Origin of the sequence: Paenibacillus maysiensis (assembly GCF_000520815.1) — a bacterium.
GTDB lineage: Bacteria > Bacillota > Bacilli > Paenibacillales > Paenibacillaceae > Paenibacillus > Paenibacillus maysiensis.
The window spans coordinates 1-20,868 of sequence record NZ_ASRY01000186.1 but is presented as its reverse complement, the minus strand read 5'-3'; the positions used below and the strand labels follow the sequence as shown (position 1 = coordinate 20,868).

General features: G+C 44.9%; 19 protein-coding genes and 1 pseudogene. 5 read left to right on the top strand and 15 right to left on the bottom strand.

Annotated features, from left to right (window positions below; all coding sequences use genetic code 11):
- Nucleotides 1-15 precede the first annotated feature (15 nt).
- The 10 genes from L696_RS0112555 to L696_RS0112510 form a co-directional block, all read right to left on the bottom strand.
- A complete protein-coding gene (locus L696_RS0112555; RefSeq protein WP_245233353.1) occupies nucleotides 16-1,080 on the bottom strand; it encodes a hypothetical protein in 1,065 nt (354 codons plus the stop codon).
- A 95-nt stretch (nucleotides 1,081-1,175) separates the two neighbouring features.
- Nucleotides 1,176-2,369: a hypothetical protein gene (locus L696_RS0112550; RefSeq protein ID WP_025683940.1), complete on the bottom strand. Its 1,194-nt coding sequence runs from the start codon at nucleotides 2,367-2,369 to the stop codon at nucleotides 1,176-1,178.
- 26 nt (nucleotides 2,370-2,395) lie between these two features.
- Nucleotides 2,396-3,586 carry a hypothetical protein gene (locus L696_RS0112545; protein WP_025683939.1) on the bottom strand — a complete coding sequence of 397 codons (1,191 nt, stop codon included), beginning with the start codon at nucleotides 3,584-3,586 and terminating at the stop codon, nucleotides 2,396-2,398.
- 24 nt (nucleotides 3,587-3,610) lie between these two features.
- Nucleotides 3,611-5,053 carry an NADase-type glycan-binding domain-containing protein gene (locus L696_RS0112540; RefSeq protein WP_049827367.1) on the bottom strand — a complete coding sequence of 481 codons (1,443 nt, stop codon included), beginning with the start codon at nucleotides 5,051-5,053 and terminating at the stop codon, nucleotides 3,611-3,613.
- Nucleotides 5,053-6,516 (bottom strand): NADase-type glycan-binding domain-containing protein, encoded by a 1,464-nt coding sequence (locus L696_RS0112535; RefSeq protein WP_025683937.1) that lies wholly within the window; start codon nucleotides 6,514-6,516, stop codon nucleotides 5,053-5,055. Before L696_RS0112535 ends, L696_RS0112540 begins: the two co-directional genes overlap by 1 nt.
- Nucleotides 6,517-6,598: 82 nt before the next feature.
- A complete protein-coding gene (locus tag L696_RS0112530; protein WP_025683936.1) occupies nucleotides 6,599-9,358 on the bottom strand; it encodes an NlpC/P60 family protein in 2,760 nt (919 codons plus the stop codon).
- Between the two features lie 51 nt (nucleotides 9,359-9,409).
- Complete coding sequence (locus L696_RS0112525; RefSeq protein WP_025683935.1) at nucleotides 9,410-9,787, bottom strand: DUF4280 domain-containing protein; 378 nt, start codon at nucleotides 9,785-9,787, stop codon at nucleotides 9,410-9,412.
- A gap of 14 nt (nucleotides 9,788-9,801) precedes the next feature.
- Nucleotides 9,802-10,314, bottom strand: a complete 513-nt coding sequence (locus tag L696_RS0112520; protein ID WP_025683934.1) for a hypothetical protein — start codon at nucleotides 10,312-10,314, stop codon at nucleotides 9,802-9,804.
- Nucleotides 10,298-10,681: a hypothetical protein gene (locus L696_RS31945; protein WP_245233352.1), complete on the bottom strand. Its 384-nt coding sequence runs from the start codon at nucleotides 10,679-10,681 to the stop codon at nucleotides 10,298-10,300. The genes L696_RS0112520 and L696_RS31945 overlap by 17 nt, the downstream gene beginning before the upstream one ends.
- 636 nt (nucleotides 10,682-11,317) lie before the next feature.
- Complete coding sequence (locus tag L696_RS0112510) at nucleotides 11,318-12,274, bottom strand: nucleoside hydrolase (RefSeq protein ID WP_025683932.1); 957 nt, start codon at nucleotides 12,272-12,274, stop codon at nucleotides 11,318-11,320.
- 197 nt (nucleotides 12,275-12,471) lie between these two features.
- Here L696_RS0112510 and L696_RS28600 point away from each other — a divergent pair, with 197 nt between their 5' ends.
- Both L696_RS28600 and L696_RS0112500 read left to right on the top strand, forming a co-directional pair.
- Nucleotides 12,472-12,657 carry an aspartyl-phosphate phosphatase Spo0E family protein gene (locus L696_RS28600; RefSeq protein ID WP_049827366.1) on the top strand — a complete coding sequence of 62 codons (186 nt, stop codon included), beginning with the start codon at nucleotides 12,472-12,474 and terminating at the stop codon, nucleotides 12,655-12,657.
- A 216-nt stretch (nucleotides 12,658-12,873) separates the two neighbouring features.
- On the top strand, nucleotides 12,874-13,482 hold the full coding sequence (locus L696_RS0112500) for a hypothetical protein (protein WP_025683931.1): 609 nt from the start codon (nucleotides 12,874-12,876) through the stop codon (nucleotides 13,480-13,482).
- A gap of 85 nt (nucleotides 13,483-13,567) precedes the next feature.
- Here L696_RS0112500 and L696_RS0112495 read toward each other — a convergent pair.
- The 3 genes and pseudogenes from L696_RS0112495 to L696_RS0112485 all read right to left on the bottom strand — a co-directional run.
- Nucleotides 13,568-14,008 (bottom strand): annotated as a pseudogene (locus L696_RS0112495) (pentapeptide repeat-containing protein); the annotation flags it as partial.
- 31 nt (nucleotides 14,009-14,039) lie between these two features.
- Nucleotides 14,040-14,549 (bottom strand): MarR family winged helix-turn-helix transcriptional regulator, encoded by a 510-nt coding sequence (locus tag L696_RS0112490; protein WP_025683929.1) that lies wholly within the window; start codon nucleotides 14,547-14,549, stop codon nucleotides 14,040-14,042.
- A complete protein-coding gene (locus tag L696_RS0112485; protein ID WP_049827365.1) occupies nucleotides 14,539-16,905 on the bottom strand; it encodes an ATP-dependent DNA helicase in 2,367 nt (788 codons plus the stop codon). Before L696_RS0112485 ends, L696_RS0112490 begins: the two co-directional genes overlap by 11 nt.
- A gap of 309 nt (nucleotides 16,906-17,214) precedes the next feature.
- On the opposite strand from L696_RS0112485, the gene L696_RS0112480 reads away from it, so the two are divergent.
- Nucleotides 17,215-17,394 (top strand): Spo0E family sporulation regulatory protein-aspartic acid phosphatase, encoded by a 180-nt coding sequence (locus L696_RS0112480; RefSeq protein ID WP_025683927.1) that lies wholly within the window; start codon nucleotides 17,215-17,217, stop codon nucleotides 17,392-17,394.
- A gap of 99 nt (nucleotides 17,395-17,493) precedes the next feature.
- Here L696_RS0112480 and cidR read toward each other — a convergent pair whose 3' ends face one another.
- The gene (gene cidR, locus L696_RS0112475) at nucleotides 17,494-18,393 is read right to left on the bottom strand and encodes a cidABC operon transcriptional activator CidR (RefSeq protein WP_025683926.1); all 900 of its coding nucleotides are present in this window, start codon (nucleotides 18,391-18,393) and stop codon (nucleotides 17,494-17,496) included.
- A 131-nt stretch (nucleotides 18,394-18,524) separates the two neighbouring features.
- Between cidR and L696_RS0112470 the strand changes: the two genes are divergently transcribed.
- Entirely contained in the window at nucleotides 18,525-18,896 is a 372-nt protein-coding gene (locus L696_RS0112470; protein ID WP_025683925.1) for a CidA/LrgA family protein, read from the top strand.
- The gene (locus tag L696_RS0112465; protein WP_025683924.1) at nucleotides 18,893-19,570 is read left to right on the top strand and encodes a CidB/LrgB family autolysis modulator; all 678 of its coding nucleotides are present in this window, start codon (nucleotides 18,893-18,895) and stop codon (nucleotides 19,568-19,570) included. The genes L696_RS0112470 and L696_RS0112465 overlap by 4 nt, the downstream gene beginning before the upstream one ends.
- Before the next feature lie 99 nt (nucleotides 19,571-19,669).
- Here L696_RS0112465 and L696_RS0112460 read toward each other — a convergent pair.
- A partial coding sequence (locus L696_RS0112460) for a glycerol-3-phosphate dehydrogenase/oxidase (protein WP_025683923.1) occupies nucleotides 19,670-20,868 on the bottom strand: 1,199 nt, incomplete at its 5' end.

Here is a 20,868-nt window from a genome sequence, read left to right as displayed (position 1 = left end):
ATATCACGCTTTCTACTATTTATCGTTCATCTCTATACTCATAATCTTCCACTTGCCTGACTGTTTTTCCAATGTAAATACAAGTCCTTGGTTTGATTCCTCTTCTTCTGAGCTACTCTTTACCAAAAACGACCGCTGATTACCCTCATAAGCAATCTCTTTTATATCTAGATCTAATCCCGTATAGTTCATAGCGGAGAAATCTATGATATTCTCAAAATCATATTTGGGGTTTGCTGACAAAACAGTGAATTCCTCCATCTCAGGCAAGGGTATGAAGAAGCGTTTCTTAAGATAATGATCCTCCAAATAATTTTGAATAATATCTTTAGGAATCAGGGGATATACAAATTTTTTGTTTTTATTCTCATATAGAACTTTTGATTTTTCTTGCCCAGTCTTATCGAATTTCTGATACGTCATTATTGTATGTTGTTGAGTATCCTGAAAATGGTAATAACTCACATCCTCAAAAACACCATCTTTATTAATATCCTCTAGCTTCCTGCTTCCTTGCCCTGTTGCTTCTGGATAATTGTAATTCAGGTTGTTAATTTGGTTATGGTTCAAAGCAAATATAGAGAATCCTTCGGCCTCATCCACTTCGCTAGTGGAATATACTACGATAAATTTTTGATCTGTTTGATCCAGCTTCATGATTCTCACATCTGTATTTAGATGTACAACTATAACGGGGTCCTCTAATTTATCAATGATGTGATAGCCAACATCCTCCCGGACTACAAATATGTTGTCAATTTCCTCTTTTTCTATTCCAAAAGCAAGCACGTATTCCGGCTTTCCATCACGATCCAAATCTTCTTTTAATATTTTTTGAAGATGCTCATCTTGTGGTTGGATTTTCTTGATAAACTGATCTAATGTGTTAGAATCTGTAGCGCGAGCACTACTTCTTTTATTTGGCTCTAAGCTTTTATTTACTGGAGTAACAATATTGCTATTTCGATCTTGATTTTGATTAGTAGACTCTGATTCCGTCACAGCTTTATGCTCCATCACTTGAACGCCAGGTTCCATAGGTTCAATTGTGTGTTGCTTTTCGTTCGTTTGTTTTTCCACACATCCATTCAATAACAGGCTAATTAACATTGCAAACAATATTATTGTATTCTGTTTTACAAAGTTGATTTCACAAAACTCCCTTCTTACATTACTTATTGCACGTTTATTCGTTGTTTGCTTACGTATTGAAGGACATTTTGAAGCGTTCGATTATGGCCTGTTTGATTAATATTCTTATCCAATTTAGGCAGGGTAGTGTACGTGTTGTCCTTTTTCTGAAAGTAAATCCCCGCGACAGGTAGAGTTTCTATTCCGTGTGCATTAACCCCTGTGATATAATCCGCAATTATGACAATATCCGTACGCCCGTCCTGATTTAAATCTTTAAAGCTTACTGCTTTGATCTTGTCAATCATCTTACCGTTGTTACCATAAAATTCGGGAAACTCGTATAAAATCTTCTTTTCCGCATACTTCTCGCTGTTAGCTTCCAAAAAAAACTTTGCTTGTATCAGATCATTTGTTTCCTCATCTTTTAATGTAGATACAAACCTTACTTTCCCCCACCCATTAAGAGAAGTGATAAAAGATTGTCCTTCTTGAATAGTATATGGTTCCAGATTAGGGTCGGGCTGAGCATCTTCTTCTACATAATCAGCGCTACGTTGCTGTCTTATGGATTTCTCCATGTTATATTCAATGAAAATATTGTCTACTTTCTCTGTTTTAACATCCCAATGAATGCTCAAATGTAGGCTATCTTTGGAGTAGATCAGATTACTATTTTTCACGATACTTGGTTGTCCGTAAAGTTGTAGTACTTTGCCAAGTGTATCACCGACCTTCAAGCCTCTTTTGGTTTTAAACTTGGGATTTTCCAAGCTCACGGCTACTAGATAGCTTTCACCATCCACCAGTTCCTCCCCTTCAAGTTCAATTTTAGATAAAACTACAAAATCAATTTGTGGGTCCACATAGTTAGGATAAGACAAGTTCCACCTTCTGTAAGTCCCGTTCCCACTAATATATCCTCGATTGGAACTATCATATCCCTCACCGTAACCCAACTTATGAATAAGTTCTTTAATGTCTGTTTTTTTATCAATCTTGTGTGACCGATATGAAATTTCAAAGTCCTCGTCCTGAAGGGGCTTCGGATCGGTAGATACAACATTTTTGGTTTCGTCTGTTCTTTTATCTGGATAGTAACCAGTGCTTTCTTGCTTAACTTTAGCAGTAGCTGTTTTCTCATTGTTATAAGTATTGATGTCTGAAAGACTACATGCGGTTACTCCTAAAACCAAAAAAAGCAACATAATGAAATAACCGTAACTTGGCTTGTACACTTCTTTTCCTCTTTTCGAATTTCAGTTTATCGTTTGCCCGTTACCGTCCACTTATAATTCGGATTACCATGACTATCTTGGGCATTTTGGAGTGCCTTGAAAGTAATAGCAGGAAGTTTTATACCTTCTGCGCTAGCTATATTTTGAGCTGTGCTTTTACTAATACTTGATAGATATAAGTCATAATTATCGGACTCTTTATTACTTAGTTTGTCATAAATGGATTTTACATCTTCACCCCATGTACCATGACCTGCATACGGCCCATAATCCACTCTTTTCGAATTCATTCTTACAATCGGAGTTATCCAATTGCAGTATTGATATATATCACCTTTACCTTTAATCCCCTCCAAGTTGTTGTTTTTAACTACAACTTGTCTAAATTCCTCGCCATAGTAAATGTATCCCAACATTTTACCAAATATTAAATTATGTGCCTTCACCAAATCCTTTGCATAATTAGTCTCGACACCATGCTGACCATCGGCTGCTCGATTTGTACTACTCGTATTAAAGCTTCCCGTCCCTTCCTGAATAATAATAGCTAACAAAAGGCGTGGATCAATCTGAATATGATACGTTTCTTGTATACTTTTTGTAGCTTCCCACAAACTGTGCAGCTTTTCCTGATTCCATTTCTGTTTAATAAATTTTTTTGAACGCTTTTTGAAATATTTCTCAGCTTCAGAACTACCGTTATATTGGAATTCAGCAGGTATCCATTTTCCAGCCGGAGTCTTTACGTTCGTTTTTGTAGGTTCATCTTTCGATTCGTTGGTAACGGGTACTTCTGGTGATGCCTTATCAGTGGTATCGATCAGCCCCAACTTCTCTCGTATGGCTCGTCCCGCCTTCTCAGCAGCTAACTTTTCCCTGATATTCCCGCTTGCCTCGGCAGTCATCCAGCGGACGGTTTCTTTTTGCATCTGCTCCTGAGCCCACTTGGGCATCGTTGCCATCTCACGAAGCTTGCTTCGAAGTCCTTCTGCCAGCTTTTGCGCTTTGCGCATACCGACCTCGTCGCCGTTTGCTTGAGCGATATACCAATCCTCTTTGTATTTACGCATCCATGTCTGGGCCCAGTCCGGATAATTCAGTTTTTGTTTTTTCTGTTCTGCCGCCAGATCAAAAGCCTTTGCTTTCCTGTGTGCATTAGCGGTTGTTAAAGCTTTCAACATAGGTGTTGCACCAAACGTTGGCTCTTTCCACTTCATAGGCTATCTCCTTTTTAAGAATGCTTAGAAGAATCGTATCTCCGACATACAGGTATCGTGATATTTGCTTCCTTTATCTACTGCTTCAATCGTTATTTTCACAAATGAAGTATGAACGGCGCCATCAGGAAATTCATTACTTAAAAAATCATTATCCACCATCATGGTCTGCCCATTCGAGAACTCTAGTTTCATTCGCTTAACTCTGTTATTTGCTTGGAAAGCATTAGATGACTTAGCTAAACCATTGATAAGCTCGAAACCCTTCAATTCTTGCACAGAACCAAAATCAATCTTAATCCACTCCCCAATCCCGTCTCCCTTAACCCCTTCACACCAAGCAGTACTTGTATCTCCATCCATGATGTTCCGGGCAGCATAGGAGTTCCCTGCTTGATCTGGAAGTGTAGATGAAGCAATAATTTTCTGTGCCGGGATGCTTTTTCGATATTTCATTAAATCCGTTGTAGTCTGCACCCATTGTGTAGGGGACACGTTATAGCCTATCCTGTGGAATAGATTGGAGTATTTTATAGGCAGACCTGTTTGGATGTCTCGTTGTTGCATTTCACCCTTGGAGTTTAGATAAGCAACTCTGTGGTTATCTAAGGTTAAAACAGGGTTCTCAGAGAATTCTGCCAACATCCTCTTCTTTCCGTCATTTAAATTCAGCACGTACCACTTTTCGTCATCATAGGAACGATAAACTATTTTATTATTATAAAGCCATTGATAAACCTGCATTGCCTTGGTCACTGTGATTCGTTGAACCTCTTTATTCACCATCAGATCAAAAATAAATAGAGTACCATTATCTTCAATACATAATTTTGAACTATCAGGAGAAAACACACTATATCCAATGGATTCTTCCGAACCAGTATAGTTGGAAATAGATAGTTTTTGAGTGACTTTTCCCTGAACATTATATTGAAAAAAATCTCCATTATTGGTGTACACGCATTTACTTAAATCCGGTGATATTACGACGTATTCCCTATCAGGTATATTAAATTCATACAACTTTTTATATGTGGATAAGTCATAAATAAAAATGGCACTGTAATCTATCATATGTGTATATCTGCTCAGAGCTATAGTCCTGCCGTCACTAGAAAATCGTATTATTTCCAGCTCACTTCTAGGGAAATCTTCTTTCTCACTTGCGTACAACCGATCAATAATGTCGTCTAAATCAATATAGTTATTGCCTGTAGGATCATCCATATCAGCGAGATATTCCATAGGCATGTTTCCATTTTCCGCTTCAAAAAGCAACCAATTTACAACCCTTTTTGTTAGGGGAAGCTTCTTGGACGGAGAGACAGAAGCATGAGTTTCATTCCGCTCCTGTACTTTTTGGCCCTCATTCGATTGTATACAGCCGCATAGCATGGAAAAGATTAAGACGAATAACGTAATTTTAGTTATCAACACCACAGTTTTTTTTCCTTTTCTACTGCTCATCACAATAACTTCAGCTCACCTATACAAGTATTTGGGAAGTCCGTGCCTTTTTTCACTTCTAGAATGGTAATTTTAATGAAAGATGTTCGTATGGGTTCATCTAATTTGAAGCGTGTGTCATTGTTCTCAAGCACTATAGATTGTCTATCCGAAAAATCAAGTTTCATTTTTTGGATTGTATTCACGTCTAAATACTTATTGTTAACTCGTATAATACCGTCAACCATCTCCATGCCCCTGACCTCTTGAATTGAGCCCAAATCTATAGTCATCGTTTCTCCTACTCCGCCTCCCTTCGTTCCTTCACACCAAGGGGTTAAATTATTATCGTCCGTTAAATTGTTCACATTAAAAGAATAGTTACTCTGATTAGGCAGTGTAGAAGAGGCCGTAATTTTTTTCACTTCGATCTTGTTGGCATACTTCATATAATTAGTTTTTGTTTCGATCCACTGTATTGGAACTACCCAGGTTCCTTCACCACTTACAATGGACGAAATATCTTCTTTTCTTCCACTAGCTACATCAATCATGAATATTTTTACAACCTCATCATCTGCTAGTACTAATTTTTTTTGATCTGGGGATAGAATAAAATCACCCTCATTTTTAGTTATAAACTTCACTTTTCCAGTGTGTATATCCAGTGAATAAATATCGTTCATGAAAGTATTATCGTTTTTAGAAGTGGTATAAATAAATTGGTTCCCCTGCCCCCATTCTATAATACCTGAGACATCAGTGCCTGCAAGCAGACGCTTTGTACCACTATCGCCAGATAGATCAAGCATTACGATCCCTGTCTGATCACCCACAAAACATAACTTGGTGTTATCCGGTGAAAACACTCCCTGAGCAATATTACTCACATCACCTTTGCTTTTTTTAGTATTCAATTCTGTAGTTCGTTTACTTATTGCATCATATACATATAAATGTCCGTCTATTACGTATAGATATTTACTTAAGTCGGAAGAGACAACAGGATATTGAGCAGTTGGCGGCAATTTAAACTCTCGTTCTTTTTCTCCCGCGTCCAGATCGTACACTTCAATAATGAATGGCTCCTCTGGTTGCTCCCCATAAACATCTCTTATAATCGCCATACGACTGCCGTCACTTGTTATTTTCCCAACATCTACTTGTGAGCCACGATATTTTATACGTTCTTCCCGAGTTTGCATGGTGTCAATTAGGTCGTCGATACGGATATTAGTCTTTCCAGTAGGATCATCTAAATTGGTTAAGAATTGAACTCGATCTTCTACACCTTCTTGACCATTCAAAAGCCAATTCACTTTTGTTTGAGTTGCCTTTCCAGCATTCTGATCTACCTTAATAACCTTGGTTGATGATGCATTTTGGGTTTGAGAAGAAGTGAAAATTCCCTCCCCGTTGGTTGCAGTACATGCAGATATCAGCACTGAAAATACAATAATCAAAGTTGCTTTTATATAACGCATGATTTCTCCTCTCTTTTAACACTCTTTATAAAATTTCCTGATTAATCGGGTTATCTCAATTTCTTTATGTGATTCTTCATCCCTACTTATTTTTAATGGATCCATCGTCTTGGATAATACGCTTAACTGCTATTACGTTTGTATATATACGACCGTAAGATCCCTTCCAATCTTTGCTTAATTTATCTATCGTTACATTATGAGAAGGCTTTTTATCTGAATCCATTTCACTAGGCTTAGTTGCGTTACCATGCTCGTGAATAAATTCCCCATCTCCGATATACATGCCTACATGATTCGGTTGTCTTCCCTCTCTTTTTTTCCAGTCAAATAATATTAAGTCACCTAACTTTAGGTTTTTATAATCCCCACTGGATCGTAAAGCTTTGTATTCAACCTCTGTCCCCCGATGGATTTGATCTCTTGTAGTACCGCCTATATGCACATTTAATATGGTCAAGTACACCGAGGAACTAAAATCAGAGCAGTCCATATATACAGGAGGATTGTTGGGATCTAGCTTCATTGTTGTAATTTTAGTATCCATACAGTAAGGAATCTTGCCTAAAAACTTCTTAGCGAATTCTACAATTGCTTTCCTTTTCTCCTCGGCAGAACTGGTGGATGGTGTAGGCTTTGCTTCCTCCTTTGGCGGCTTTTCAAGAGTAGCCGGAGTCTTCTTCTCCGTCTGCGTCTGCGTCTCCGTTTTCGTTGTCGGAACAGCTGGCGTTGCAGCCTTGCTAACCTTAGGCCATGGAAGAATGCCATTGGCTACTTGATGCAGGTATACGGCGAGCACATCACGACCATATCCTTTATTCTCCAGACCGTATTTTTTTGCAAAATCATGCAATGCGGCGTTAAGCTCCTGATCCCAATCGCCTGTAGTTGGCAGCTTGTATGAGAAGCTGTCTGGATACTTCTTGGCAAGCTTGTTCAAATTCTCTCTCGCAAGCAGGCTGTTCACGCCATACTTACTCCGCAGAGCAGCAGCTTCCTTGGCGATAGCCTTTTGATCAGCAACGGTCAGCTTATGAGCCGCATCGGCGTATTGTCCGGACAGCTCCTCTAACCGGTTCGCATCGAGATAGGAGCTGGCAGAATGCCCACGAATCAGTTCGTTGATTAGCACATTGTCACGCAGTTGGTTGGCGAAAAGATGCATCTGCTTTTGCTTGGCCTTGTCATTTGCGCCGTGCGCTTCCCACCACTGGGACGTGTATTCATGCATTTGCGCTCTTGCCCAGGCAGGCATACGATCTATGTCTGCCACCTGCTGACGCAATTGCTTGGCCTTGGCTGCTGCTTCCTTGGCCCCCTTTTTGTCCCCTGCTGCCACGGCTTTGTAGTAGTCCGATTTAAATTGAAGCAGCAAATCCTGTACCCATTGTGGATATCCCTTCCCCTTTAATTCTTGAATTAGGGATTTATAGGCTTTCAGTTCTGCATCAGGCACCTGATTTTTCATGAGCTTACTTGCCTTAATATGAAGCGTTCCATCGGTTCGGATATAGCTGGTTTTGCACGTAAGAGATATTTCGCGAGTAGCGTTCATCTGTACCTTTTTGCCGTGCAGCACCAAGTCTGTATCTGCTTGAAAGGTAATATCGTGATGACTATACACGTGAATACCGGAAGCAGGATTTAAGCGTACAAGTATCTTTTCTTTCTGGGTGGAGAGAGCTGCTTCTTTATCATCGAATCTCGCTATTTTTTGAGTTTTGGTATGGAACAACTTTCTTTCTGGCTTGCTGATTTCATCTCCTTTGTAATCCCTCTTTCGGAGAGATTGAACCACATGAGCTTCCTCTTCTTTGCTCGATGGAAAATACAAATGGACATGATCCCCAAGCTCAGGCATGCAATGCCAACCGATCCCATCCCCGGTATACATGGTCGGGTAAGAAAACCAGCACCCTTCTGCTTTGGATTGCAAAGCATCCACGGACAAGTGAAGTTTAACCGACTCTCCTTCACTGTCTAAATCAATGACTTTCCCTTCAATGGAGGCGCCTTGTATGAGTTGATTATGCATAACTTCCCTCGGAATGCCTGCTTCTGGAACAAGAATGTAGTCGTATGTCATGATACCTTGCTTCATCTCTGCATTCACCTGATCAATGATCCAATGTTTTCGTTGAAACACAACCACATCTCCAAGTTCAAAGCGTTTCGTATCTTCCACTTCAGCATATGTATATTTCGGGCCTGCCTTTATTTTTTGAAGCGAGAAGTTAATACTGCTCAATTCACCTTTCACCTGATCTTTCGATGCGCCTAACCATAGTCTCGGAAATACGGATGTAATCTCGGCAATCAGTCCAGTTTGCAGATGAGAGGCCATTCTTTTTAGAAACTCCCAATCACTCTCCTCATACTGAATAATAAAGCCGTCCAGCTTTTTATCGCTGTCCGTCAGGTCAATAAAATCCCCGTGTGGATAAGCATCTATGAGTTCGCGGAACAATTGGTAATACGTCAAGTTGCGGTTTTGAAACGAACGATTTTTCCGTTGTTGATCCAGCAAATATGTAAAAGAGGCAGCCTCTATGTACATGTGATATACGCCATTTTTGAATCCGATGCTAATATTGGTGACGATTCCCTTAAAAATACTAACTGTCCCTTGATCTCCATCCGTCTCATATACCTCCAGCACATCCTCATCATGCGCTAAACCGTCATACTTCGCATGATCCTCATCCGGTATGAGAGCAGTGATATACACCTTGCCATGCTCATTCACCTTCTGCGTCAATTCAAAATCCAGCAGCCGGACAATTTCATACGGTGCATTCACTCTAATATTTCCATATGTCAGCACAGTGCCTGCCAGTCCCATCTTACTCCCTCCGTTTGCTTTTCATGTGATGCAAATCCTACAATCTGTTAGCTATTCCTGCCCGTCTGTGGTGAACGAGATTTTTCCACACCACATGCATAAGTTCGTGGAGCAGCTCATAAGAGCTGGAGATTGATCTACGTAAACATCCTTCTTTCCATTCAACCAAGGCATAGAAACGCTCGGTTTGCAGGGCTGCGGAATGATTTTTCCGGAATTACCTTTGTTTGCAGAAGAAACTGTAGGATTATGCATACTGCGGCACATTCCGAAAGAAGGGATATGCGTCTGCGGGTGAAAATCCTGAATATTCCCTTGCAGTTTGTCACCAATACTAATCCCTCTGTTAGCTGAAACACTAAATCTTCCCGTATGACTTCCATAGCTGTAATGTATCTGTGCCCCATCCACTACATAGCTCTCACTCATTCTTGGACTCTCCTTTATATAGAAGGACTCGCTGTTTCGACCTTTCGTAATTTCAATCCTGTCAAATTAAACTTTAAAATACATTCAGCCACATCGAGGTCTACAATGATATGATGATTGGCATCCTGAACTCTGAATATTTTATGATTTTCCACTGTATATTCATCTAGAATGATTTTATTCAGTGTACCGTCCCTATGATATTCACTACGTGGTGATAAACACATCAGGCTAGGCGGATTTGCCAGCCAATACCTTGTTTGCTGCATTCGCAGCATATCGGCAAATACAACCAACTTCCAGCTTAATCCGGCTTGATATATATCAAAGATTTCCTTTAGCTGTTCAGAAACTATGGATACAGGATGCTCTATAAAATCAATATAATCGGCATCACCAGAAACATAAAATTGCAAAATAGACTCTTCATCAGCGACGGATAAGCTTTCCGCCCATTCCCATAGCTGCTTGCGATTTATCTCTACTGGATACATATAATCTGTAATACGATCATCCTGTTGAATCATGTAATATTCCATACGCTGCTGAATACACCGCCTCACTGATTCCTTTATATTCCCCTATTCTTACTTCCAAATCGTCCTCGTAGTTCAGCGCCTGGAATTCCGGTAATTGTATAGCCTGTGGAATAGCATCCTTAGCCAGCTTCACAATGTAAGCATAGAATTGTTCCGCAGCTTGAAGTACGAAACGCTCGACATCAGGCTCAATAATTTTATTCATATAGGGTTTTCGAAGTTGGTTCAATTCATCCTCCAGTTCTCCCAGAAAGCTAAAGGCCCATCCTGCATCATAGAATCCCTGACATGGCTGGGGATCGAAGAACCAGCTTTTATCGTAGGCTTCGATTACATATTTATAGTTTCGGTCCACCAGGTATGTACGCCTCATTGAATAGGTAATGTATCCGATCCTTGCTTTTGCCGCGTCTATATGACTGGCTTGCAAGCAAATCCGCTGAAAGGATTGAATGAAGGATAACATTAACTCTTGTTTTCTTTGCTCATACCAAGACGCTACTTGGTGTAATTTCTGGCTCAGCACATCTTTCGCATAGGTCTTATGGAAGTGTTCTAGGGCTTCAAGTCTATTCATAATCCCACCTCTGAACCTATTATATAGAATATTTACATGATATTACTGGTTCTATCCTCCTATTTTATTACACTATTTTCATATCGTGAGATTACATATGGATTTATGAAAATCACTGAAAATAATTATTTAATTTCATAAATGCGTAATAATTAGCCAAATACTTTCGAAGACACGACCGTATCAGACCTATTCAATGAAGGTTTGCGCAAGCGAATAGGTAAATTGAAGTAGGAAGCCCGGTAGCGGGACTGAGATTACGCTCCATCTGACATTGAAAATATATCAAGAATTTGCCTAAAGCAGAGACTGGATTTTGCTCATACATAGCCTAAAAGGGTAACAAAAACCCGTGACGGATATCGTCGCGGGTTTTCATGTCATGGATTTTTTGCTAATAGGTAGTCATGTCGCCTAATAACGCTTGGGAGCAGCCAGCTTTGCCAAATCCGCCATATACGTAAAAAAGGCTTCCGGGTCTGTGTCATATACCAGATTGACAGGGCGGCCTTCCGCCTGTTCCACGGTTCTGCCCTGACTTGGACCGTCTGCAATGACGCTGCAATGCACCGTCTTTTTCTTTACAATATCCGGACGTCCCACCGATGCGGTGGTCAGCACATCCCACAGGTAGTAGGTCGAGTTCGTCTCGCTATAGACGAGCGGCGGACATCCTGCGTAGCAGTTGCCCAGGAAATCCACGCCCTCATATCGGCGCTCGGCGGCCCAACGTTTGCGTACGGCTGGCGTTAATGGCACTTTGCTCGTGCTTTCCAGCGCTACCAGATCAATGGTAATGCCGCTTTGCCATACCCGATATGCCGCTTCGGGGTCCCAGAACACATTCCATTCTGCTGTGCCGTCATGCTCAGGCTCCTCTACATTACCTTTTTCAAAGGTACCGCCCATCCATACCAGTTTGTCAATTTTCGCTTCAATATCCGGTGCCTCATCCAGCGCGCGTGCCAGATCAGTCAGCGGTCCAGTGAACAGGAGCAGTGTTTTGCCTTCGGCTCCACGTACCTTTTCGATCAGATGCTGATGAGCCGGCAGATCGGAAAGCGGCGCTTCCATTTGTCCCGATTCATTCAGTACAGGTAATGCATCAACATAGAAGGAATGTAAACGCCAAGCAGCAGGAAATGGATTTTTACCGCGTGAATTAGACTTCGCGACTTCCACAGATCCTTTATTTTGTCCAAAACGATCAATAATTTTACGGCTGGCATCCGTCGCAGGCTCCAGGTAACCATCTGCTGGAATAACTGATACTCCGGTCAAATGAACTTGCTCCATCTGAAGCAGCATAAACAGGGATACCAGATCGTCCACTCCACCATCATGATTAAAATAAACGTTTGTCTGACTCATCTGTCTCTTCCTTCCTTTATCCCCGCGTAACAGGCATGTTCCCATCGGCAATCATCTTTAATTATGCATGATCGCTTCGCTGGAGTAAATGTGCTATACTACTTTACATCAAGATAAAAAGTCCTATATTTACCATTAATGTATAATTAAAACTTCACACAATTGCTTCTATACTCTTACGAGCAGCAGGGAGGAAGGTGCAGCTTATAGTATCCAATCTGAATGCATCCGGGGATGGTTTGCTTGCCATCATTGAAGAATTGCGCAGAGAGCTTATTACAAAAACACAACATGCGGCCTTTACCGACCCTTCCATTGTAGAGCTGAGTCAACGTCTGGATCATTATGTAGTCCTTGACCAGCAAAGAAAAAAGAGAAACTAATACCTCTTTTTGTCCCCACCATACATCCTTCCCCTCTCGGGTCAGTTCAACATATAAAGCACCCATTTCCCTGTCCGGTCCCGGTCCTGATCCTCAGGTTCTGCCGCTGGAGCAGGGATTTTTTTGTTTACTTCGTGCTTAAGAAAGGTACAAATGTGTGTAATAACAGAGTAGAAGCATGAGTCTCATTCGGAAGCGTACTAAGGAGAGATGCATATGACAGCCCGAACAATAGAAGAGTTGGAGCAAATCCGCAAGGAATGCAGATCCATGGTGACGAAAAGGGCTACGGCTTCGGGCGGAGCAGTATTGGTTCCAGTTCCAGGGGCTGACGTTCTGGCCGATGTTGGCATTCTGATGCAGTTGCTGCCTGCCATTAACGGGAAATTCGGATTATCCGAAAAACAGTTAAACGGTCTGGATGCGGAAACAAAATCCATGGTGTATGGCTTTATCACCTCGATCGGTAGCAAGCTGATCGGTCGAATCATTACTCGCGAGGTGATCGTGCAAATTTTGCAAAAGATGGGCGTTCGCATCGCCGCCAAGCAGGTCAGCAAATTTGTACCCTTACTGGGGCAAGGACTGGCTGCCGCGATTGGCTTTACCGCGATGCGCACCATTGGCAATCGGCATGTCGAACAGTGCTATGAAGTAGCCAAGCGTTTGCTAGAGCAGCAGGCTTCGGCGGATATTGCCCGCAATTGGACCGTACCGCAGCAGCCTTTGGACCCTGCGGGAATTGAACTATTGCCCGGCCGGAACCTGGAAGCAGCGATCCCACTGCTGCCCGCTCCCGATAAAGATCAGGTACCCAAATCCTAGTCCCGACAGCTACATCACTTTCAACCTAAACCAGCATGGGGATATCCCGGGGCAAGCCGCCAGCTCCTGCGAATCTTCGTGCTTTTTAGTCTCCCACCTTGGCTCCATAGGATCGGGCCACGGCTACCGCCTGCTGTATGTCGAGCCTAGCTCCGGTGATATTCAAATCTTTGAAATTCACGCCATCCATCTTCGCGCCGCGCAGATCCGTTCCTTGAAGCTGCGCCCGGTGCAGCCTTACCCGGGTAAGATCCGCTTCCCGCAAATCTGCCTTTTCCAGATTACATTCGGATAAGTCAGCTTCCTTGAATCGTATTTTTCGCAAATCCTGTTTTCTTAAATCTGCATGACGCAAATTCGTATAAGACCAATCTCTGCCTGTAATCGTGATACCATCCATATTCGCCCCTGCGAAATCTGAGCCTACCAGCTTGCAGTTATCAAACCGGGCCACAAACAGATTTGCACTGGTAAACAGGCAATTGGTAAAAGCAGACTCCTTGTAATGGGATGCATTCAGCGTGGCCCTCCTATCCCTTATCCCTAAAATCAGGAACTCAGCTTTTCGGCAAGGACCGCTCAAAACCGCTTTTCATTTTCCTTAGCAAGCCCTTCATCATCTCATGTTCCTGAGTCGTAAACTCGGCCATACATGCCTGGATCAGCTTCGTATAATAAGGAACCACTGTTACCAGCAGCTTCCGTCCGGCCTCCTTTAGTCCGACCGTGACCATTCGTCCATCGCTCTCGTGAGCCACCCGTTCAATCATGCCATCCCGCTCCAGACCGTCGATTAGCCCCGTCATGGTCCCCCTCGTTACATCGGCCTTTTCTGCCAGCTCTGATGGTGTCATCCGATGCGGCGCATGACAATGCAACAGGCTAAGTACAATAATCCGGCCCTGAGAGGCACCCAGCTTGGCCAAATCCGTATCCATTTCTCTGAAAATATCGTTAGCCAAACGCGCAAATGTCACAAAAGTCTCCATATTGTTTACTTCTGCTTCCTCTTGCCCAAAACTACGCAGCACCCCGCGTATAGAGTCATTATGAAAATTAAAATTCATAGCCTGTCCATTCCTTCCCTGATCCCGCTTGTTCTGTCAAACGATAGTTCTTCCATTCCTCCGGCAGCAAAGAAGCATACGGCTCCTTGGCAAACCGATCATCTACCAGTACCAGCAAGCCTTCATCATGCTCTGTGCGGATAAGCCTGCCCCCTGCCTGAAGAACCTTGTTCATCCCAGGATACACATACGCATAGTTGAATCCATTCCGTCCCTGTTCCGAAAAATAATCTCGCAGCACATCCCGTTCTGCACCAATTTGCGGCAATCCGACACCAACCACTACGACTCCATTCAAACGATCACCCGGCAGATCAACTCCTTCGGCAAACACGCCCCCCAGTACGGCAAAGCCGAGCAGGGTACGCTCTTGCCCCGGCTGAAAAGCCTCCAGAAAGTGATCCCGCTCCGGTTCGGTCATGCCTGGACTTTGTACCAGCGTATCCGCCGACACGCCCCGGGCCATAAATTCCTCATACACCTCTCGCAGATACGGATAGGAAGGGAAATACACGAGCATATTCCCTTTACGCTCCTCAGCCAATCCCGCCAGCATATCTGCAATCGCCCCCTTCGAGCGTTCACGATCCCGATAACGAATAGAGAGCGGCAACAGGCGTACATCCCATTGCTCCTGATGAAAAGGGGAAGGAACCTGCAACGTGTAATCTTCTTCCCTCGCTCCCAGCATGTCCCGGTAATACGCAAGCGGCGTCAACGTCGCAGAAAAATAAATCGCCGAGCGATAGCCCTTCACAGCCTGACCCAGCAAATGCGAAGGATTCAGGCAGAACAGCTTGACCCGCACTTCACTGCGTCCCGCCTCGATATAGGTAACGTAGCGTTCATCGTACAAAGCTGCAATCCGCAGCATATTTTGAGCGGCAAAATACGCATCCAACAGCAAGGTATAGGCTGCTCCTGAGCTGCTCGTACTACCAACGCCAATTAACAGCTCACGTTCGGCTGCCTCTACAAAAGGTGCCAGCAGCTCCAGCACCTCATGCGGCGCCTCCGTATTCACTGCTTTTCCCGTATCCGCGTACAGCTTGCGCAACGCAATCATATACGCGTTAACTGCACTAGCCGCCCCGGCAATCTCCGGGCTTAGCAGCTTGAATTCTTTTTTCAATTCCAAAAAAGACGATTTCAACACTTCCGCCGAAAACATATCTCGGCCGCGTTCCACCAGATTATGCGCTTCATCCACCAGCACAACACCTTTTCGCTTGTGCTCCTCCAAGAGTCTTTTCAGGGAAATACGCGGATCAAAAACATAATTATAGTCACTGATTATACCATCCGAGGCATACGCCACATCCAGCGAAAATTCAAAGGGACATACCCTGTGCTTGCGTGCATAATACTCGATCACCGCTCGGGTCATCAACGTCTCGTTCGCCAAAATATCGGACACCGCACCGTTGATCCGGTCGTAATATCCCTCGCACATGCTGCATGATCCGGCATCGCAATCATTTTCTTCCTTGAAGCAGATTTTATCCTTCGCCGTCAAGGTTACTACATGCATATGCAGCCCTTGGGCCTGCATTTTGGCATACGCTTCTTCTGCTGCTGCGCGGGTCGTGGTGCGGGCAGTCACATAATACACACGGCTAGCCAGCCCTTCACCGATGGCCTTGATCGCAGGAAACAGGGTGGATACCGTTTTACCGATACCCGTAGGCGCTTTGGCAAACAGATTGACCCCTTCTGCAATCGTCTTGTACACCGAACCCGTCAGAGGCCGCTGGCCTGAACGATATGTATCAAAGGGAAAGGCCAGTGTTGCAATGCTGGCATCCCGTTTCTCCGCATGTGCTCTTAACAGGAAAGCATACGGCGCATAACCCTCGACCATCCTCAGCGCAAAGGTCTCCAGCTCTGCAAAGGATAACTCTTGTCTGAACCGCCGAATTTCTCCGCTGTGTGCCTGTACATAAGTAAGCTGGGCCTGCATGGAATTGCGCTGCTCTTCGCGGGCAATCATATAGGCGTACAGAAACGCTTGTGCCCAATGCACAGGTTGACCATCCCCCGGTATATCTTCGAGAGGAATGGAGACCGATTTGATTTCATCAACCGTCCATATGCCGTCCAGCTCAATCAGTCCATCACAGCGGCCCTCAACGATAAATAGGGCATCCTCATATAGAATTTCTGTGCGCAGATGTACCTCTTTGCGGTCATGCTCCTTATAGCTTTTTTGGATAAGCTGGTGCACGCGTGTTCCTTCCAACATGCTGCTGTTCGAGCGGAAACCACCGTGAATGCTGCCGCTCCGATGCACATATTCCACAAGGGGTCGCACCGATATGTTAATTGGTTCCTTCATACGATCACCCGTTCCGGTCATAGTCCTTTCACTGTATCACGTAGACAGACGAAACGTAAGAGGCAAAAGGATTGTTTGTCATCTAACTGGTATTCACTCATGACCTCTTTTTTCCGAAATATAGAAATAGGGCTTTTAGCTCTAAATGAAGCAAAACATTCAGGACGCAATCGGGTAGAAATAGCAAAACGATAATTATAAGTCGCTAAATGTCAGGAAAGCTGGATTATTGTTAATAAAAAGTGGTAAAATGGAAATAAGAATCGTATTAGAAAACCTTCTGCCGCTAGAGGAGACATGCCTTACAATCTACATGGGGGGGTGGGCTTTTTGAACCTCGAACAATTGGAAAAACTCATGGAAAAAGAACGCCGCGAACTAAATCGTATGGCAACCTTACATGGATTAAGGGATGAACGTGTATTGGACAAATCCTCTAGGCTTGACCGAATTATGGACAAGTATCTCCACACCAAGCGTGCGATAAATGGTAGCAATCAGGCACATTAATAGAAGAAAGCTACACCGCTGCCCGTAAGGGCAGCTTTTTTTGTACATAGCATCGTATCCCACTCCCATACCTGTACACGTTAACTTTCCGGTAGGACACTACTTTCTTCCGTACTGCGTCCGCAGTAGCTCCTGCGTAAACGTAATCCATTCTCTGGCGGCAAAGGACAGATACCGATCCTTTCGCCAGATCATCCCTAGATGCCAGGGAATGACGGGATCAACGAGTGGAATAACACGTAATCGTTCGGAATCAAGGTCACGGCAAATCGCTTCCGGCAGCAGCGCTATCCCCAAGTTCGCAGCAACCATTTCGCTGATCAGATCCCATTGTGAGCTTTCATAGACGACTCGCGGCTGGAAGCCAGCCCGGACACACTCTGCAATAATACGGTCATGCAATGTAAAATCCTCGCGGAACAGCACAAACGATTCCTCCGCCAGCGCTGCCAGCGGTACCTCTGTACGCTCTGCCAGTGCATGCGTAGGGTGAACCAGCAAATTCAGCTTTTCCTCCACGAACAGAAACGTCTCGAATATGTCCCCACTCGGCGGCAACACAATTACGCCGATATCCAATGCACCCGCGCCTACGTCCTGCTCTACTTTTTTCGCCCCATCCTCAAATAGCTGAATGGTCACATCGGGATATGCCTTGTGAAATTCCCCAATGACACGCGGAAAAAAGCTCGATCCGACCATGGGGGGCAGGCCGATACGGATATGCCCTTTTTTCAGGTTCATCAAATCACTCAGCTCGGAGGACAAGCTCTGGAAGGATTTCACAATTGCTTGTGCCTGAAGCTCAATCACCTTCCCCGCGTCCGTCAGCTCGATTCTTTTGCCGATCCGGTCAAACAATGCGACACCCAATTCATCCTCCAGACTTTTAATCGTTTTGCTGATCGTCGGCTGTGTAATAAACATGCTCTGGGCCGCCTTCGTAAAGCTGCGCAAGCGCGCGACCTCCAAAAAATACTGCAAATGTCGAATATCCATCCTATCACCTTCTTCCATAGATAAACGGAATACATCACATTCTTTATATGCATTTTACTCATGAAAGCTTGTGATGTAAAATTTCATTACAGTTTGAAAATAACGAAACTCATAGATAGGAGCCATTATATATGAAAAGCTTCATACGCGGTGTCCTCCAGATCGCCGTCCTGATGGCCTTTTCGCTCATCCTGAACGCGATGGTCTCCTGGCTCCACCTGCCTGTACCTGGTAGCATTATCGGCATGCTGATTCTCTTTATTCTGCTGCAAACGGGCGTGATCCGCCTAAGCTGGATTGAGATCGGCGCAAACTGGCTGCTGGCCGAGCTGCTATTATTCTTTATTCCCTCCGCTGTCGGCGTTATGAATTATTGGCCGATGCTGGAGCACGATGGTATGAGCATTATGCTGGTCGTACTGCTCGGTACCTTTCTCGTGATGGCCTGCACGGGCATGATCGCCAGTCTGCTCGGCAAACGAAAGGAGCACAAATCCTCATGACCGGACTTCTATGTATTGTATTGACGCTCGCTATTTACTGGATGGCCAAACGCATGTACCGTACACTGCCCAAGGTATATATGTCTCCACTACTCATTACACCGATCATTATTATTTTAATTTTAACGCTTTCGGGTGTAAATTACCGTTCCTATAACTCGGGTGCCCATTTGCTCTCCACGCTGCTCCAACCAGCCACGATTGCATTTGCCGTCCCTTTATACCGATATTTCCCTGTGCTGAAAAAACATGCGGCCCAAATTGTACTTAGCGTGCTGTCTGGTTCAGTCGTAGCCGTAGTATCCTCCATGGTACTCGCCAAATGGATGCATCTGGATTCCTCGCTGATGAGCAGCCTGATTCCTCGCTCCATTACGACACCGATTGCCATGAATGTTTCACAAACGATTGGCGGTAATCCGACGGTCACGGCTGTGTTCGTTATATTGACCGGATTGAGCGGTCTCATTATCGGTCCGATGATCGTTAAGCTGTTCCGTATCGAAAATGAAGTTTCGCGCGGTGTACTGCTCGGTACCGGCGCTCATGGTACGGGTACTTCCAAAGCGTTCGAGTTCAGTTCGCTGACGGGCACTATTTCCAGCATCTCTATGGTGCTCGCCGCTCTCTTTACCTTGGCGGCTGCGCCGTTCCTGTTCCACTTGATGCTGTGAGTTCTTCATATACAAAACAAAGAACCTCCATTCCACTAGCTAGTGGAATGGAGGTTCTTCGCCTATTCGGGAGCAAGGCCCCCTCATCTCTCGCTGCCATCAGATCGCTTTAACAGCGCCGGATTTCTCATCTGCCTCAACAGGCGTCACAGCTTCACATAAATAAGCGTCCAGCTCTGCCGCATATTGGCGCTCTTGCGCGGCGCTCCAGCCTGCATGCTCAGACATCAGCGCAATGACGGGCTGCTTCCAGCGCTTCACCCCGTCAATCTGAAAGAACAACGCCCCGGTTCGGCGTATGAAAAAATCAGACGGTGTCACCGTCATTTCCTGCTCCATGGCATACAGGAGCGGGACACGCACTTCCACGGGCAGTGCGGCTTCCGTCTCGCTGGCCTCCTTCATGCTGCGAGCCGCAATGGCAAACAGCCGCTCCGCATTGGAGCCGTATCGGGTGACCCACGCCCTTGCGGTTTCTGGCGGCAACCCGAGCGCAGCACCCGCTACCGCTTGCCCGCTCACGAAGGCTTCCCAACCAGCGGAGCCGCCTACGCTGCCGCCCGAGATCGGGATGTGCCTGGTGCGGCATGCCCGGAAGCTCTGCCCATGCAAGCGGCCCAGCTCCCGTACCGCGCGGTCTACAACCAGCTCGGACATTTTCCGGTAGCCTGTCAGCTTACCGCCCGCAATCGTGATCAGGCCCGAGCGGGATTCCCAAATTTCATCCTTGCGTGAAATTTCCGAAGGGCTCTTGCCATCCTCATAAATGAGCGGCCGCACACCAGCCCAGCTCGATTCCACATCCTTGACGGACAGCTTCACCTCAGGGAACATGCCGTTGATCGCTTGAAGTACATAGGTCCGGTCTTCGGCGGTCATTCGGGGATGGGCTGTATCCCCTTCATATACCGTGTCGGTCGTACCTGCGTACGTCTTCCCGTCACGAGGAATGGCGAATACCATCCGTCCATCCGGTGTATCAAAATAAACGGCCTGTCTGAGCGGGAATCGCTTGGCATCGAACACCAGATGGACACCTTTGGTCAGGCGAAGCACCTTGCCTTCTTTGGACCGATCCATCTCCCGCAGCGTATCCACCCACGGTCCGGCGGCGTTAATAACCAGCGAAGCCCGGATTTCATGAGACTGCCCCGTTACCCGATCCGTTACGCTTGCGCCGCTGATTCGTCCGTCATCATACAGCAGCTTGTCGGCCTTGGCGTAGTTTACAGCCAAAGCTCCTCGCGCAACGGCCTCCTTCATGACCTCAATCGTCAGTCGGGCATCATCTGTACGGT

What these genes read in the sequence shown, in the direction of transcription:
- L696_RS0112520 (WP_025683934.1), bottom strand. Translation starts at nt 10,314, where the DNA reads ATGATTCAACAGGATGATCGTATTACAGATTATATGTATCCAGTAGAG.
- cidR (WP_025683926.1), bottom strand. Translation starts at nt 18,393, where the DNA reads ATGGATATTCGACATTTGCAGTATTTTTTGGAGGTCGCGCGCTTGCGC.
- L696_RS0112545 (WP_025683939.1), bottom strand. Translation starts at nt 3,586, where the DNA reads ATGAAGTGGAAAGAGCCAACGTTTGGTGCAACACCTATGTTGAAAGCT.
- L696_RS0112530 (WP_025683936.1), bottom strand. Translation starts at nt 9,358, where the DNA reads ATGGGACTGGCAGGCACTGTGCTGACATATGGAAATATTAGAGTGAAT.
- L696_RS0112525 (WP_025683935.1), bottom strand. Translation starts at nt 9,787, where the DNA reads ATGAGTGAGAGCTATGTAGTGGATGGGGCACAGATACATTACAGCTAT.
- L696_RS0112540 (WP_049827367.1), bottom strand. Translation starts at nt 5,053, where the DNA reads ATGAGCAGTAGAAAAGGAAAAAAAACTGTGGTGTTGATAACTAAAATT.
- L696_RS0112490 (WP_025683929.1), bottom strand. Translation starts at nt 14,549, where the DNA reads ATGAATTTTAATTTTCATAATGACTCTATACGCGGGGTGCTGCGTAGT.
- L696_RS0112465 (WP_025683924.1), top strand. Translation starts at nt 18,893, where the DNA reads ATGACCGGACTTCTATGTATTGTATTGACGCTCGCTATTTACTGGATG.
- L696_RS0112535 (WP_025683937.1), bottom strand. Translation starts at nt 6,516, where the DNA reads ATGCGTTATATAAAAGCAACTTTGATTATTGTATTTTCAGTGCTGATA.
- L696_RS0112510 (WP_025683932.1), bottom strand. Translation starts at nt 12,274, where the DNA reads ATGAGTCAGACAAACGTTTATTTTAATCATGATGGTGGAGTGGACGAT.
- L696_RS0112485 (WP_049827365.1), bottom strand. Translation starts at nt 16,905, where the DNA reads ATGACCGGAACGGGTGATCGTATGAAGGAACCAATTAACATATCGGTG.
- L696_RS0112500 (WP_025683931.1), top strand. Translation starts at nt 12,874, where the DNA reads ATGACAGCCCGAACAATAGAAGAGTTGGAGCAAATCCGCAAGGAATGC.
- L696_RS0112470 (WP_025683925.1), top strand. Translation starts at nt 18,525, where the DNA reads ATGAAAAGCTTCATACGCGGTGTCCTCCAGATCGCCGTCCTGATGGCC.